Annotated in this window: 18 protein-coding genes and 1 riboswitch; of the genes, 9 read left to right on the top strand and 9 right to left on the bottom strand. The window is 73.9% G+C overall.

Annotated elements, in window-relative coordinates; genetic code table 11:
* Positions 1-62: 62 nt before the first annotated feature.
* The 3 genes from GA0070216_RS13495 to GA0070216_RS13485 are packed head-to-tail and all read right to left on the bottom strand — an operon-like array spanning position 63 to position 2,822.
* A complete protein-coding gene (locus tag GA0070216_RS13495) occupies positions 63-2,339 on the bottom strand; it encodes a heavy metal translocating P-type ATPase (RefSeq protein WP_091244887.1) in 2,277 nt (758 codons plus the stop codon).
* A 14-nt stretch (positions 2,340-2,353) separates the two neighbouring features.
* Positions 2,354-2,581 carry a hypothetical protein gene (locus tag GA0070216_RS13490; protein WP_091244883.1) on the bottom strand — a complete coding sequence of 76 codons (228 nt, stop codon included), beginning with the start codon at positions 2,579-2,581 and terminating at the stop codon, positions 2,354-2,356.
* Positions 2,582-2,615: 34 nt separating this feature from the next.
* Positions 2,616-2,822, bottom strand: coding sequence for a heavy-metal-associated domain-containing protein (locus tag GA0070216_RS13485; protein ID WP_091244881.1), 207 nt, complete (start codon positions 2,820-2,822; stop codon positions 2,616-2,618).
* Between the two features lie 93 nt (positions 2,823-2,915).
* On the opposite strand from GA0070216_RS13485, the gene GA0070216_RS13480 reads away from it, so the two are divergent.
* A complete protein-coding gene (locus tag GA0070216_RS13480) occupies positions 2,916-3,215 on the top strand; it encodes a metal-sensitive transcriptional regulator (protein WP_091244878.1) in 300 nt (99 codons plus the stop codon).
* An 82-nt stretch (positions 3,216-3,297) separates the two neighbouring features.
* On the opposite strand, the gene GA0070216_RS13475 is transcribed toward GA0070216_RS13480, so the two are convergent.
* Both GA0070216_RS13475 and GA0070216_RS13470 read right to left on the bottom strand, forming a co-directional pair.
* Positions 3,298-3,921 carry a DUF305 domain-containing protein gene (locus GA0070216_RS13475; RefSeq protein WP_091244875.1) on the bottom strand — a complete coding sequence of 208 codons (624 nt, stop codon included), beginning with the start codon at positions 3,919-3,921 and terminating at the stop codon, positions 3,298-3,300.
* Between the two features lie 70 nt (positions 3,922-3,991).
* On the bottom strand, positions 3,992-4,630 hold the full coding sequence (locus GA0070216_RS13470; RefSeq protein ID WP_091244873.1) for a hypothetical protein: 639 nt from the start codon (positions 4,628-4,630) through the stop codon (positions 3,992-3,994).
* Between the two features lie 283 nt (positions 4,631-4,913).
* Here GA0070216_RS13470 and GA0070216_RS13465 point away from each other — a divergent pair, with 283 nt between their 5' ends.
* Positions 4,914-6,257, top strand: a complete 1,344-nt coding sequence (locus GA0070216_RS13465; protein ID WP_091244870.1) for a YibE/F family protein — start codon at positions 4,914-4,916, stop codon at positions 6,255-6,257.
* Between the two features lie 166 nt (positions 6,258-6,423).
* Positions 6,424-6,555: riboswitch (cyclic di-AMP (ydaO/yuaA leader) on the top strand.
* Positions 6,556-6,558: 3 nt separating this feature from the next.
* On the top strand, positions 6,559-7,584 hold the full coding sequence (locus GA0070216_RS13460; protein WP_091244867.1) for a coiled-coil domain-containing protein: 1,026 nt from the start codon (positions 6,559-6,561) through the stop codon (positions 7,582-7,584).
* A gap of 139 nt (positions 7,585-7,723) precedes the next feature.
* On the opposite strand, the gene GA0070216_RS13455 is transcribed toward GA0070216_RS13460, so the two are convergent.
* Entirely contained in the window at positions 7,724-8,479 is a 756-nt protein-coding gene (locus GA0070216_RS13455) for a carbonic anhydrase (protein ID WP_091244863.1), read from the bottom strand.
* A 204-nt stretch (positions 8,480-8,683) separates the two neighbouring features.
* Here GA0070216_RS13455 and GA0070216_RS13450 point away from each other — a divergent pair, with 204 nt between their 5' ends.
* The 6 genes from GA0070216_RS13450 to GA0070216_RS13425 all read left to right on the top strand — a co-directional run bounded on the left by GA0070216_RS13450 (position 8,684) and on the right by GA0070216_RS13425 (position 12,384).
* The gene (locus GA0070216_RS13450; protein WP_091244860.1) at positions 8,684-9,013 is read left to right on the top strand and encodes a helix-turn-helix transcriptional regulator; all 330 of its coding nucleotides are present in this window, start codon (positions 8,684-8,686) and stop codon (positions 9,011-9,013) included.
* Positions 9,014-9,399: 386 nt separating this feature from the next.
* Positions 9,400-9,771: a hypothetical protein gene (locus GA0070216_RS13445; RefSeq protein WP_141723069.1), complete on the top strand. Its 372-nt coding sequence runs from the start codon at positions 9,400-9,402 to the stop codon at positions 9,769-9,771.
* Positions 9,772-9,952: 181 nt separating this feature from the next.
* Positions 9,953-10,750, top strand: a complete 798-nt coding sequence (locus GA0070216_RS13440; protein WP_091245294.1) for a hypothetical protein — start codon at positions 9,953-9,955, stop codon at positions 10,748-10,750.
* 78 nt (positions 10,751-10,828) lie between these two features.
* Positions 10,829-11,191: a YkvA family protein gene (locus GA0070216_RS13435; protein ID WP_245722473.1), complete on the top strand. Its 363-nt coding sequence runs from the start codon at positions 10,829-10,831 to the stop codon at positions 11,189-11,191.
* A gap of 46 nt (positions 11,192-11,237) precedes the next feature.
* Positions 11,238-11,663: a pyridoxamine 5'-phosphate oxidase family protein gene (locus tag GA0070216_RS13430; protein WP_091244852.1), complete on the top strand. Its 426-nt coding sequence runs from the start codon at positions 11,238-11,240 to the stop codon at positions 11,661-11,663.
* 118 nt (positions 11,664-11,781) lie between these two features.
* The gene (locus tag GA0070216_RS13425) at positions 11,782-12,384 is read left to right on the top strand and encodes a hemerythrin domain-containing protein (protein ID WP_091244848.1); all 603 of its coding nucleotides are present in this window, start codon (positions 11,782-11,784) and stop codon (positions 12,382-12,384) included.
* A 52-nt stretch (positions 12,385-12,436) separates the two neighbouring features.
* Here the strand turns inward: GA0070216_RS13425 and GA0070216_RS13420 are convergent, their stop codons facing one another.
* From GA0070216_RS13420 to GA0070216_RS13410, 3 genes are all read right to left on the bottom strand, one after another.
* Entirely contained in the window at positions 12,437-12,667 is a 231-nt protein-coding gene (locus tag GA0070216_RS13420) for a ferredoxin (protein WP_091244845.1), read from the bottom strand.
* 19 nt (positions 12,668-12,686) lie between these two features.
* Entirely contained in the window at positions 12,687-13,898 is a 1,212-nt protein-coding gene (locus GA0070216_RS13415; RefSeq protein WP_091244842.1) for a cytochrome P450, read from the bottom strand.
* A gap of 184 nt (positions 13,899-14,082) precedes the next feature.
* Positions 14,083-14,265: an antitoxin gene (locus tag GA0070216_RS13410; protein WP_091244839.1), complete on the bottom strand. Its 183-nt coding sequence runs from the start codon at positions 14,263-14,265 to the stop codon at positions 14,083-14,085.
* Positions 14,266-14,481 lie beyond the last annotated feature (216 nt).

Raw genomic sequence — 14,481 nt, 5'->3', positions numbered from 1 at the left:
TCAGCGCGTTGATCAAGAGGTTTGCGTCACCCTTTCCCGCAGAACTGACGTAAACCTCTTGATCAACGCGGCTGGTCGGCGGGGAGGGTGACGGAGGAGAAGCGGCGGAGGCGGAGGCTGTTGGCCACCACGAAGACCGAGGAGAAGGCCATCGCCGCGCCGGCGATCATCGGGTTGAGCAGGCCGGCGGCGGCCAGTGGGAGGGCCGCCACGTTGTAGGCGAACGCCCAGAACAGGTTGCCCTTGATCACCGCGAGGGTGCGCCGGGAGAGCCGGATGGCGTCCACCGCGGCGGTCAGGTCACCCCGGACCAGGGTCAGGTCGGACGCCTCGATCGCCACGTCGGTGCCGGTACCCATGGCCAACCCCAGGTCGGCCTGGGCCAGGGCCGGGGCGTCGTTGATCCCGTCGCCGACCATGGCGACCGTCCGGCCCTGCGCCTGGAGCCGGCGGACGACCTCCACCTTGTCGGCCGGCAGCACCTCGGCGGTCACCTGGTCGATGCCCACCTCGGCGGCCACCGCCCGGGCGACGGTGACGTTGTCCCCGGTGAGCAGCACCGGAGTGAGGCCCAACTCCCGCAGGCCGGCGATCGCCGCCCGGCTGGTGGGCCGGACCACGTCGGCGACCGCGAGGACGCCCCGGGCCCGCCCGGACCAGCCCGCCACCACCGCCGTACGACCGGCGGCCTCCGCCTCGGCCACCGCCCGCACGACCTCCCCGGGTACGTCCAGACCCCGCTCGCGGAGCAGCCCCGGTCGCCCGACGACGATCTCGTGGCCGTCGACGGTGCCGGTGACGCCCAACCCCTCGGCGGCGGCGAACCCGGTGACCGGCGGCAGCACGCCCGCCTCGGCGGCGCCCGCCGCGACGGCCCGGGCGATCGGGTGCTCCGAGCCGGTCTCCACCGCCCCGGCGAGCCGGAGCAACTCGGCCCGGTCCTGCCCCTCGGCGGGGCGGACGTCGACCAGGGTCATCCGGCCGGTGGTGACCGTGCCGGTCTTGTCCAGCACCACGGTGTCGACCTGCCGGGTGGACTCCAGCATCTCCGGCCCCTTGATCAGGATGCCGAGCTGGGCGCCCCGCCCGGTGCCGACCAGCAGCGCGGTCGGGGTGGCCAGACCGAGGGCGCACGGGCAGGCGATGATCAGCACGGCCACCGCGGCGGTGAAGGCGGCGGTCGGGCCGGCCCCGCTGCCCAGCCACCAGCCCAGCGTGCCGACGGCCAGCACGATCACGGCCGGCACGAAGACCCCGGAGATCCGGTCGGCCAACCGCTGCACGGCGGCCTTGCCGGTCTGCGCCGCCTCCACCAGCCTGGCCATCTGGGCGAGCTGGGTGTCCGCACCGACCCGGGTGGCGGTGACGACCAGCCGGCCGGCCGCGTTCACGGTGGCACCCGCCACCGGGTCACCGGGTCCCACCTCGACCGGCACCGACTCGCCGGTGAGCATGCTGGCGTCGACCGCCGAGGTGCCCTCCTCGACCCGCCCGTCGGTAGCGATCTTCTCGCCCGGTCGGACCACGAACCGGTCGCCCACCACGAGCCGGTCGACCGGGATCCGGGTTTCCGTGCCGCCGCGCAGCACGGCGACGTCACGCGCGCCGAGTTCGAGCAGGGCCCGCAGGGCCGCACCGGCGGTCCGCTTTGACCGGGCCTCGAAGTAGCGGCCGGCCAGCAGGAATACGGTCACCCCGGCGGCGGCTTCCAGATAGATGTTGCCGGCCCCGTCGGTGCGGGTGATGTCCAGCCGGAACGGGTGGGTCATCCCGGGCACCCCGGCGTCGCCGAGAAAGAGCGCCCAGAGCGACCAGCCGAACGCGGCGAGGGTGCCGAGCGAGACGAGGGTGTCCATGGTCGCCGCGCCGTGCCGCAGGTTGGTCCAGGCGGCCCGGTGGAACGGCAGCCCGCCGTACGCCACCACCGGGGCGGCCAGGGTCAGCGACAGCCACTGCCAGTAGGTGAACTGCCAGGCCGGCACCATCGCCAGCACGATCACCGGCACGGTCAGCACGGCCGACACCCGCAGCCGGGTACGCAGCGCGGTCAACTCGTCCACCGGCCCACCGGTCGGTGCCGCCCCGGTGGGGGCGGGCGGTGGCGGCACGACGGCGGTGTAGCCGGTCTTCTCGACGGTCGCGATCAGCTCGTCCGGGGTGATCGCGTCGGCGTACCGGACGGTGGCCTTCTCGGTGGCGTAGTTGACGGTCGCCTCGACGCCGTCCAGCCGGTTGAGCTTCTTCTCGATCCGGGCGGCACAGGACGCGCAGGTCATCCCACCGATGGCGAGTTCGATCAGGTGGGGTGCGGTGGGCGGGTTCGTGGTGGGTGGGGTCATCGGGGCGCCTCCGGTCAACCGTGGGTGTGACCGGCCCCGCCGGTGCCGGTCACGGTCGGTGTCGGGTCGGTGGTGGGGTCAGGGACGGCGGGACTCCGGGTGGGCTCCGAAGTGTGCGCGGGGTCGTGGCGGGTCTCGGCGGGCGGGCGTACGGGGCCGGTCAGCTGACCGGCCCCGTACGTCGCGCCGAACACCACCGCGAGACCAAGGGCGAAGCCGCCCAGCCTGGTCGCCGTGTTCATCGGTCACCTCGGTTTCCGGTGGGCCGGTAACCCGTCACGCCTCGACGAGGTCGTAGCCGGCCTCGTCGACGGCGGCGCGCACCGACCCGGTGTCGAGCGGACGGTCACTGGTGACGGCGACCCGGCCGGAGGCCAGGTCCACCTGGACGTCGGTGACGCCGTCGAGGGCGCCCACCTCGCCGCTCACCGCGTTGACGCAGTGTCCGCAGGTCATGCCCTTCACCTGGTAGTTCGTGATCATGTCGCGCTCCCTCCCACGCTCCACCATACCCCCCAGGGGTACTCTTCCCGGCGAGAGTAGCATACCCCCCGGGGGTACGCTATCGTGGTCGCCATGACCACACCGAGCACCCCGGTCCGGGGCTACACCGCCAGCAAGGACCAACTGCTCGCGCGGCTGCGCCGGGTGGAGGGGCAGGTCCGGGGCATCGAGAAGATGGTCGACGACGACCGGTACTGCATCGACGTGCTCACCCAGATCTCCGCCGTACAGGCCGCCCTGGACAAGGTCGCCCTCGGCCTGCTCGACGGCCACGCCCGGCACTGCATGCACGAGGGGGCCGCCGAGGGCCGGGCCGACGAGATGGCCGCCGAGATGATGGCCGCCGTCGGCCGCCTGATGAAGCGCGGCTGATCCACCCCCGACGGGTGGACGGGAGCGTCACGGTGGGAGGACCGGTCGGGACCGGCCCACCCGCCGCGCGCCGGGACGGGGGTCAGCGCCGGGCGAGGATCTTCCGCATGGTGTCGATCTCGCCCTGCTGGCTGGTGACGATCTGCTGGGCCAGGGCCCTGGCCCCGGCGTGCCGGCCGTCCGCCAACTCCTGCCGGGCCATGGTGACGGCACCCTCGTGGTGGGCGACCATCATGGTGAGGAACCAGCGGTCGAAGTCCCCACCGGTCGCGCCCTCCAGCCGGGCCAGGTCGGCGTCGGACATCATGCCCGGCATGCCGTGGTCCGTCCCGGGCAGGTGACCACCCGCCGGGCCGTCGGACGGGACGGGCCGGCCCCACCCGGTGAGCCAGCCGGTCATGGTGGCGATCTCCGGGGCCTGGGCGGCCCGAATCTGCGCGGCCAGCCGGGAGACCTCCGGATCGGCGGCCCGGCTCCCGGCCAGCTCCGACATCCGTACCGCCTGCTGGTGGTGCGGGATCATCATCTGGGCGAACAACACGTCGGCCGAGTCGACGGCGGAAGCGCCGGCCGATGCGGCCCCGGCGGCCGGACGGCCGTGACCGCCGTCGGTGGGGTGGCCACCGCCGCAGGCGGCCAGGGCGACGACGGCGGTGAGAGCGACGCCGGCCAGGGCGGCACGACGCGCGAGGGTACGAGTGGACACGAGCGACCTTTCGGTGGGCGGATACGTACGCGACGGACGGTGGACGCGGCGAAGCCGCACCCGGGGAGTCCTATCTGCGCAGTACCGACACCGTGGCGAGCCGCAGCCGGAGCGGGCGGGGTGGCGGGGCGCGCGGCTCCCGGGGTCGCGACGGCGGGCGGGCCACCCCGGCCGGCCGGGACCGGACGACGAAGAGCAGCACCAGCACCGTCACGGTGAGCGCGCCGAGCACCGCCAGGCAGACGCTCCACGCGGTGGGTGGTGGGCCGGACGGCCCGGCGGGCAGCGCCACCGCGCACCCGTCCCCGCACCCGAGGTGGAGGGCCGTCACCGTCGCGAGCCGTACCGGACCGGTCAGGTCCGGCCGGTCCGTCACCGGCACGGCGGACGTCTGCCCGGGGCGGTCGATGGACGTCCGGTCCGGGCCGCCGACCGGGGTGTCGTGCCCGACGGAGGTCTGGTGGGCGCGGTCCGCCGAGGTGCCGTGGCCGGCCGGACGCCCGTCGGCACGGTGGCCGCCGGCCAGCTCCGCGTCATGGCCGCCGGTCAACTCCGCCTCGTGGCCGCCGGTCAACTCCGCCTCGTGGCCGCCGGCCAGCTCCGCATGGTGGCCGAGAGTGTGCATCGCGGACAGCCCCAGCAGGGTGCCGACGAGCAGCAGCAGCCGCAGCCACCGCCCGGTCGTCGTCGCCGTCCTCGCCCGCCGCACGGCTCCACGCTAGCTGTCCCGGCGGGCCGGGACAGCGAGGTCACCGACATCGGGACGGACCAGGGGCAGCGGTGGGGAGGCCGCGCGGCGGTGGGCGGGAGGCCGCGCGGCGGTGGGGGTGCCCGCGCGGCGGTGGGGCATCGAGCGCCGCCACCACCAGCACCTGGGCGGGGCGGCGCGACCCGGGTGCTGGCTACCATCGTCCGACGACCCGCCGCCCGCGGTGAACCGGTTGGCCGGCTGACACGTATCCCGTCCCGGATCGTTGGGAGAACTCGCACACATGGGCGCCGACCACACCCGTCCCGCTCCGTCCACCCCACCCCGGGTGCGGCGGATCCTCGTCATGACGGTGGTGCCGCTCATCGTCGTCACGGTGATCGCCACGCTGCTGCTCTGGCCGGGCGAGACCCTGCGGATCGACCAGGGCGACCAGGTGCCCCGCTACCACGGCACGGTGACCCGGGTGGTGACCGAGCCGTGCCCGCCCGCCCCGCAGACCCCCGATGGCCCGTCGGGGGTGGCCGACGGGCCGTGCGGGACGGTGACGGTCGCCGTCACGCAGGGGCCGGACAACGGTGGGCAGGTCGAGACACCGGTCCCGTCCGGGCCGGGGGCGCCGACGGTCGCGGTCGGCGACGAGGTGGTGCTGGTCGCGTTGGCCGACCCGAGCGACCCGTCGGTGAGCAGCTACCACATCGCCGAGCACCAGCGGGGCATGCCGTTGCTCTGGCTGGTCGCCCTGTTCGCGGCGGCGATCGTGGCGTTCGGCCGGCTGCGCGGGCTGGCCGCCCTGGCGGGTCTCGGCGCCAGCTTCGCCATCCTGCTGACCTTCGTGGTGCCGGGCATCTCCGCCGGGGGCGCGCCGCTGCCGATCGCGATCACCGGCGCCGCGCTGATCATGTTCGTGGTGCTGTACCTGACCCACGGGGTCACCGCGCAGACCTCGGTGGCGGTGCTCGGCACGCTGGGCAGCCTGGTGCTGACCGGCGTCCTGGGCACGCTGGCCACCGCCGCCACCCACCTGACCGGGTACGGCAGCGAGGAGGCCACCACGCTGTCGATGTACCAGCGTGACGTGGACCTGCACGGCCTGCTGCTGGCCGGGATCATCATCGGCTCGCTCGGCGTCCTGGACGATGTCACGGTCACCCAGTCGGCCACCGTCACCGAGCTGGCGCACGCCAATCCGGGGTTGTCCCGGTTGCAGCTCTACCGGGCGGCGACCCGGGTCGGTCGGGCGCACATCGCCTCCACGGTCAACACGATCGTGCTGGCGTACGCGGGGGCCTCGCTGCCGTTGCTGCTCCTGCTGACCGCCGACAGTCGACCGGTGGGCCAGATCCTCACCAGCGAGTTCCTGGCCCAGGAGATCGTCCGCAGCGCGGTGGCGACCCTGGGCCTGGTGGCGGCGGTGCCGCTGACCACCGGGTTGGCCGCACTGGTCACCACCGCCGGGCGCGGTCCCGCCGACGCCGACGCCACCGGGCCGACGCCCACCCCACGGCCCGCCCCCGACCGCGCCGAGGCGCTGGAGGCGCTGAGCGCGCCCCGGCACGGCGAACCGTCCACCCCGGCCCCCGCACGGTGGCCAGACCCGGAGAGGAGCACGGACCCCGCATGGTGACACTGCGCTGCGTGACCGGAGGCGAGGTCGCGATTGTCGGCCGCATCACTGGTCACCCGTTGTTATCGGGAAAATACGCATTTTGCCGGGTTGTGACCGTAGATCCCCGGTACGACTCTCGGGTAACCTCGCTGCCGGTCACCGCCGAAGGCGCCCACCGGAGCCAGCGGTACCACCGCCCAATCGCCGTACGGCGAGCCGGGGAACCGAGCACCTGGGGTGAATCCGCGCCAGCGGTAGGGGCCACTTCCGTCCCGAACCCGTCAGCTAACCCGGTCGGCGGTCGACGGAAGGGACAACTGTGACGGCACCCCTACGCCACTGGTGGACTCCGGTGGTGGCCGTACTCGCCGCCCTGGCGATCGTCGCCGGGCCGGCCGCCGCCCCCGCGGTGGCCGCACCCACCCCGCCCACCCCCTCGGGGCACGAGGAGGATGACGAGCCGAAGCTGCTCACCGACGTCATCGAGGCGACCAACCGGGAGTACTCGGCGGCGAAGAGCCGGCTGGAGAAGTCCAAGAAGCGCCAACTCGAGTACGCCATCGAGGTGGAGAAGGCGGAGCAGGAGCTGGCGGCGCTGGCCCCGCAGGTCACCGAGATCGCCGCCCAGTCGTACCGGACGGGTCGGGTCGGCGCGGTCGCCGCGCTGCTGGAGAGCGACGCCCCGGACACCTTCGTCCGGCGGGCCGCCGCCCTGGACGAGCTGAACATGGTCAACGCCGGCAAGCTGGCCGAGGTCAACAAGGTCAAGGCGCGGGCCGAGCAGGCCAAGCTCGCCGTCGACACCGAGGTCCGTGAGCAGCAGAAGCAGACCAACCTGATGGCCAAAAAGAAGACCGAGGCCGACAAGGCGCTGGCCCTGGTCGGCGGGCGGGGCTTCACCGGTGGCCTGGTCGACGCGACGTCCCCGGTGGCCCGCATCGCCCCGGGCCAGACCGCCGACGGCGAATGGCGCGGCGAGTCGTGCAGCGAGAACGACCCCACCACGTCCGGCTGCGTCACACCGCGCACGCTGCACATGTACAAGGAGGTCAAGCGGGCCGGCTTCAGCCGGTTCGTCGGCTGCTACCGCCCCGGCGGGCCGTGGGAGCACCCCAAGGGCAAGGCGTGCGACTGGTCGTTGCAGAAGAGCGGCTTCAGCCCGTGGCACAACAACGACACCCGGATGTACGGCAACAACCTCGCCGCGTTCCTGATCCGCAACGCGGACCGGTTGGGCATCTACTACGTGATCTGGAACCGGCAGATCTGGTTCCCGGCCAACGGCTGGAGTTCGTACTCCGGACCGTCCAACCACACCGACCACGTCCACGTGTCGCTGCTGTAGCCGGACATGATCGACACGGTGGCGTCGTTGATGCGGTATCCGAGACCCCTGAACACCGCATCATCGCCCCCGGCGAGTTGATCGCGCACCACGCGAAGGCCGCCCGGTCCAGCCGGGCGGCCTACGTCGTGACCAGGTCTCAGCCGGCGACGGTCGCCGGCTCGCCGGTCGCCGGGACAGCGGACCCGACCGGCCCGGCGTCGACGCCCGCCAGCACCCCGGCGGCATCGGCCGTCGCCCCGGCAGGCCCGGACACCGTGGCGGTGAGCGTGGGCACCTCGGCAGCCGGAGCGTGGGCCGGGGCCACCTGGCGGACCTCACCGGCGGCGAGCCGGTAGGACATCCCGACCACCGCACACCGCCCGGCGGCCACCTCGGCGGCGATCACCGGGGAGTTGCCGAGCAGCACCTCGACGGTCTGCGCGATGTGGATGTCGACGATCCCGTCGATGTCGTGCACCCCCTCCTGGGCCGCCCGGCGCAGGCTGGGCCCGACGGCGGCGACCACCGAGTAGAGGTGCCCCGGGGGCTGGGTGCCGGTGCGGGCGGCGTCCCGGGCGGCCTGCACCGCCCCGCAGGAGTCGTGCCCGAGGACCACCACCAGCGGGGTGCCGAGGATCGTCACCGCGTACTCGACGCTGCCGAGCACCTCCGGCCCGGCGGTGTGCCCGGCCGTCCGGACCACGAAGAGATCACCCAGACCCCGGTCAAAGATGATCTCGGCGGCGAGCCGGGAGTCGGAGCAGCCGACGATGACGGCGAAGGGATGCTGGCCGTCGGCGACGGCGGCCCGGTGGCCGGCGCCCTGATTGGGGTGGCGCGGCTCCCCGGCGACGAAACGCCGGTTGCCGGCAGACAGCTCGGCCAGCGCCTGGGTCGGAGTGATCGGGGCCATTGCCTCACCTCGGTCCGGAATCGCACCTGGTCACGCCGGCCGGCGGCGACGACGGCCGTGTTCCCACGGTCACACGCAGCGAAAGGTACGTCAAGATTTCGTGATACACGTTTCAGGCTTCGGTCGGAACGATGTCGACGGCGGGTCGAGACCGACGGCCAGACCCGACGGCCGACGACGGGCCTCCCAGGGACGCGCCATACGATGACCGTCATGGCGACGACAGGCGGCACCGGGAGCACCCGGAACTGGACGTTCCTCACCAACCACGGTCACGTGCTGCTCGCCATCGCCCGCAACCCCACCGCCCGGCTGCGGGACGTCGCCGAGGAGGTCGGGGTGACCGAACGGGCCGCCCAGGCGATCGTCGCGGACCTGGAGACCGGCGGCTACCTGCGGCGTACCCGGGTCGGTCGGCGCAACGAGTACACCATCAACCCGAGCGGCCATTTCCGGCATCCCGCCGAGGCCGACCGCCACGTCGGTGACCTGCTCGCCCTCTTCACCCCGGACCACGCCGACCACGACGCCTGAGCCGACGACCCGCCCCGCCCCGGACGGACCGTCGGGTGTAGACGGGGACGGCCGTCGGTTGCCCGGCCGCTCACCGGCCGCCGCGCGAGACAGCACCGCCGCGCGAGACAGCGACCCGGCCGCAGCGACCTGACGACGTACTCCCATGGTGTCTCCTCCGGTCGGTCGGTTCCGGCGCGGCAGGGCGTCGCGCCGTCGGCGAAGTGCCCCGACCGGTCGGCGGGAAACTGACGGCACTCTCATCCCCGTCGATACATCCAGGAGCAGGTCAGCGGGCGCATCCCGGAGGGGAACGGTCCGTCCACAGGGCACACCGTGCCCCGGGTCACTCGTCCGGTCGGGTCGCCGACGCTGCGCGGACGGTCGGCGGGGGATAGGTTGGACGGGTGATCCGCGTAGCTTCCACCCCGCCCGTCTGGGTGTCGAGGCTGCGCGACCTGACCCGGCTGGCGGTCACCGCGCTGGTGCTCACCGTCGGCCTCGGCGGGCTGTTCGCCGCCGCCGGTGGCCCGGCCGCCGCCGCCCGACCGCCCGTGGTGACCTCCCGGGTGGCGACGCTACCGGCCGACACCCGGCCCGGGGACGACGGGCTCGTCGACACCCGCGCCGGGCACGAGCGGCTCACCGAGGAGCACTCCCGGCCGCTGCCCGCCGGCTCCGCCCACGAGCCCACGGTACGGCCCGCCGCGCGGGTCGACGTGGCGACGCCAGACCCGGCCCGGGACGCCACCGGCCGGCGCGGCCCGCCCCGGGGCTGAGCGGCGCGGCACCACTCGGTGCCCGGCCGACCGTCGCCGTCCGTCCACTCCCGACCGCGACCCGGCCCGAAGCGAGCCGGTCCGACCCGGACCGGTCCTCTCCGGACCCGCCGCCCACAGCTCCCGCCCCCTGCCGGGCTCCCGTCCGTCCACATCGTTGTTCCACCGTGAGGTGCTGGTGATGCAGACCGTCTTCTCCGCCGTCCTGCCCGACGTCCCCGCCGCCGCCGTCATCTGGCTGATCCTGCTCGCCGTCGCGGCCGTCGCCGTCGCGGCCCTGGTGGTCCGTCCCGGCCGGCTGCGGCTGGCGGTGGCCGGCCGGTTCCGGGAGGCCGCCCTGCCGACCGACCCGGACCGCGCCGAGCAGGACCGGGAGCACACCCGGTACGCCGGGGAGGTCGCCGTGGCTGCCGACCGGGCGGGCACCACCGCCGGCCGGCTGCGCGCCGAGTGGCTGGCCGCCCAGGACGAGGTCGAGTCGGCCTGGACGACCCTGGAGTCGGCCGAGGCGCACCTGCGCCGGCTCGTCGCCGCCGCGGCCATGCCGCTGCCGCACACCGGCCAGACCCCGGCCGAGTACGCCGACCGGGAGCGGTGGCTGCACCGGGCCGCCGTGGACGCGCACCGCCGGGGCGACCTGTCGGACGCGCAGCTCGACGACGTCTTCGCGCGCCGCGCCGGTTGGGACCCGCGCCGGCACCCCGTGGAGCAGGAACTGGTGCTGCGCCGCGCGACGCGGGACCACCTGGCGGCCCGGCACCGGGCGGCGGTAGCGCGGGAGCAGGCGGCCTGGCGGGCCGCCGACATGGCCGGTGCGGCGGCCCGCAGCCTGCGGGACGAGGCGTTCGCCGCGCGGGACCGCCGACCGGAGCGGGCCGAGTCGGTGCTGCCGATGCCGGAGAGCCCGCGCCCGTCGACGGAAGCCACCCGGGAGAACACCGTCGTGGCACGCGGCCGGGCCGCCGTCGCCGCCTACTGACCCGACCACCACCGCTCGACCCGCCGGGTCGGCGACGCAGACCGGCGCGGCGGGCGGGGCTGGGTTAGCGTTGCGGACATGTCCCGGGAGATGTGGGCGCTCGTGGTCGTCGGCGGCATCCTGGCGCTGGCGACGTTGGTCGGCGCGGTCCTGCTGGCGGTACGGGTGATCCGCACCCGGCGGCTGCTCGGCTCGCTCGGCGTCGGCGGCAAGGTGGCCTTCTACGGCGCGCTGATCTACACGGTCCTTCCGGTCGACGTGCTGCCCGACCCGATCTACCTGGACGACATGGGTGTGCTGGCCGGGGCACTGATCTACCTGGGTCGCCTGGCCCACCGCCGCCGGGCCGCCGATCGGCCGCCGCCCGGCCACGCGGGGGCGCTGCCCGACGGCTCGGGCACCGCGCCCGGCCAGGGCCAGTCCCGCCAGATCGTGTCATGATCAGGGCCGAGCCGGGGCGACACCGGCCACGGGACGGGGAACGGACATGGCCGGCAGGCATCGGTTGGACCCGTACGACGAGCGTGTCCTCGCCTTCTGCCGGGAGCGGCACCTGGCGACGCTGACCACTCCGCGTCCCGACGGCACGCCGCACGTCGTACCGGTCGGGTTGACCTACGACGCGGCGGCCGGGCTGGCCCGGGTGATCACCTCCGGTGGTTCGGCCAAGGCCCGGTACGTCGCCGCCGCCGGCCCGGCGGGCGTCCCGGTCGCGGCCTGTCACCTCGACGGCCGCTGGTGGCTGACCGTCGAGGGGCGGGCGGTACTGCGCACCGACCCCGAAGCGGTGGCCGAGGCGGAGCGCCGGTACGCCGAGCGCTACCGCCAGCCGCGTCCGAACCCCGAGCGGGTGGTCATCGAGATCACCGTGACCCGTCTGCTGGGTTCCCTCCCGCCCGCCGAGTCCGCTTAGGACCCCGCACCGCCGGTGTCCGGCACCCTCCCATCGACGGCGGTGGGTTCGGGTGGCGCCGGGCGGGTACAGGCCCCGCCAGGAGCCGATCCGTCCGCAACCGGTAAGGGGCACCGAGATGAGCAACGCACAGGCCGCCACGGGTCAGGACGTCGTGGACATCCTGACCGCCGACCACCACGAGATCGAGGCGATCTTCGGGGAGCTGGAGACCGGACAGGGCACCGCCGAGCATCGTCGCCGGCTGGCCGACGTGCTGATCGCCGAGTTGGTCCGGCACGCGGTCGCCGAGGAGATGTACGTCTACCCGACCGCCCGCCGGGCGTTGCCCGACGGCGATCAGCTGACCGAACACGAGATCGCCGAGCATGCCGCCGCCGAGCGGACGCTGAAGGAGTTGGAGCCACTGGAGCCGTCCGACGTCCGCTTCGCGCCGCTGATCTCCCACCTGACGAAGAGCATCCGGCACCACGTGAAGGAGGAGGAGGCGGAGCTCTTTCCCCGGTTGCGGGCTGCGGTGGCCCACGAGGAACTGGTCGAGCTGGCCGACCGGGTGCAGGCGGCGAAGCGGCACCTGCCGACCCGCCCGCATCCCGGCGCTCCGGACCACCCGCCGGCGAACCGGCTCTTCAACCCCGGCACGGGTCTGGTGGACCGGATCAGGGACACGCTGAGCGGGCGGCCCACCACCATGGCGGAGCTGCACGACGACCAGGGTTGAGCGGGGGCGGTGGCCGGCTCCGGGTACCCCGCCGGAGCCGGCCACCGCCCGGTCACGGTTCCGGGGCGATCCGGCTGTCGTCCGCGGCGTCGGACACCACGATCGCCTCCATCGGACAGGACTCGGCGGCGTCCAGCACCGCGTCCGCCGGGTCGATCCGCTCGGCCAACGGCCGGGACAACCCGTTCACCAGTACGAAGTGGGCCGGGGCGTAGCTCGCGCAGATCCCCGCCCCGATGCACCGGGTCGGGTCCACGTGCACCCGCCAGCCGTGCTCCCCCATCTGCCCTCCGCCTTTCCGTCTACCAGCTGACGGGCAACGCCGTCAGGCCCCGGACCAACAGGCCGCTCTTCCAGGTGAGCGCCGACTCGGGCACCGCCAGCCGCAGGCCCGGGGTACGGGCCAGCAGCGTCTCCAGGACCACCTGAAGCTCCACCCGGACCAGTTGGGCGCCGATGCAGTGGTGCGGGCCGTGCCCGAAGGCGAGGTGCGGGTTCGCCTCCCGGTCGAGGTCCAACCGGTCGGCGTCGGGGAAGATGCTCTCGTCCCGGTTGGCCGAGGGGATGGAGACCAGCACCGGTTCACCGGCGCGGACCAGCACCCCACCGAGTTCGATGTCCTCCAGGGCGTACCGGGGGAACGCGGAGCTGGCACCGAGCGGGATGAAACGCAGCAGTTCCTCCACGGCGGACGGCACCAGGGCCGGCTCGGTGAGCAGCCGCTGCCAGACCTCCGGCTCGGTGAGCAGGACGTAGACCAGGTTGGGAATCTGGGTCACGGTGGTCTCGTGGCCGGCGGCCAGCAGCCCCGCCGCCAGGTGTACCACCTCGTTCTCGGTGAGCCGGTCGGCGTTCTCGTCGCGGGCCCGGACCATCGCCCCGAGCAGGTCGTCGGTGGGGGTCACCCGCCGCTGGGCGATCAGCCCCGCCATGTACGACAGCAGCTGGTCGAGGTAGCTCTCCGCCACCTCCGGCCGCAGCGAGGTGGTCGACACGATCGCCTCGGACCAGGTGTGGAACCGGTCCTGGTCGGCGACCGGCACGCCGAGCAGGTCGCAGATGACCCGGATCGGCAGCGGGGTGGCGATGTGGGCGACCAGGTCGGCCGGCGACCCGGCGGCGATCATGCCGGTCACCAGTTCGTCGGCCAACTCCCGGGTGCGCGGGCGCAGTTCCTCGACCCTCCGGGCGGTGAACGCCTTGGCTGCCAACCGGCGCAACCGGCTGTGCTCGGGCGGGTCCATCCCGATGATGCCGACATCCCGCTGATAGGGGACGCTGCGCGGCTCGTCCCGGCCGACGGCGGCGGCCCGACTGAACCGGGGATCACCCAACACGGTGCGCACATCGGCGTGCCGGGTGGCGAGCCAGGCCGGCTCCCCGAACGGGAGTTGCACCCGGACCAGCGGCTCGTCGCGGCGCAGCCCGGCGAAGCAGGGGTCGACCTCGAGCCGGTTCGGCTCGCTGAACGGAAATGGCCGGGCCTTCGTGGTGTGCGTCGTCGTCTCGGTCACCGGGGATGCTCCCTCTCGTCGACGGCCTGCGGAGTCGCGGGCCGATCCACCCGCATGACCCAACAGTGAGTCATGCCATGACTGCGGATGGTAGCGAGAGTCCTCGATGGTTACCAGAGGTGATCAGTCCTTGACACAGGACTGCCGGGCCACCCCGTTCGGGGGACCCGGCAGTGGGAACCGCTCAGCGACCCTGGTCGCCCTCACCGGTGCGCGCCTGGGCCGCGTCGACACCCTTGTCGATCTGCTCGTCGTACTTGCCGCCGGTCCGCTTGTCGGCGTAGTCGCCGGCCTTGTCCAGGCCCTGATCGACCTGCTTGTCGTGCTTGTCGGCGAAGTCCCTGGCCTTGTTCATGAAATCGCTCATGATGTCCTCCTCGTCGTCGGCCTGTTGCGTTCCCCGACCACCCGGGCGCAAACACCGCGGCGCGCGCCGCAGCACGACGGCAGCAGGCGGGCCGGAGCGGGGGGGCCGACCGGACCACGAAGGACCCGGCGCGACACCCCGCTGAACGGCGCGACAGGACAGTTCAGGCGACACCGCGCGGGCGGCACCGCGCGGGCGGCACCGTGCCGGCGTCGT

Origin of the sequence: Micromonospora matsumotoense, assembly GCF_900091525.1 — a bacterium.
In the GTDB taxonomy this organism is placed as follows: Bacteria; Actinomycetota; Actinomycetes; order Mycobacteriales; family Micromonosporaceae; genus Micromonospora; species Micromonospora matsumotoensis.
This window is presented reverse-complemented; position numbering and strand designations above follow the sequence as displayed.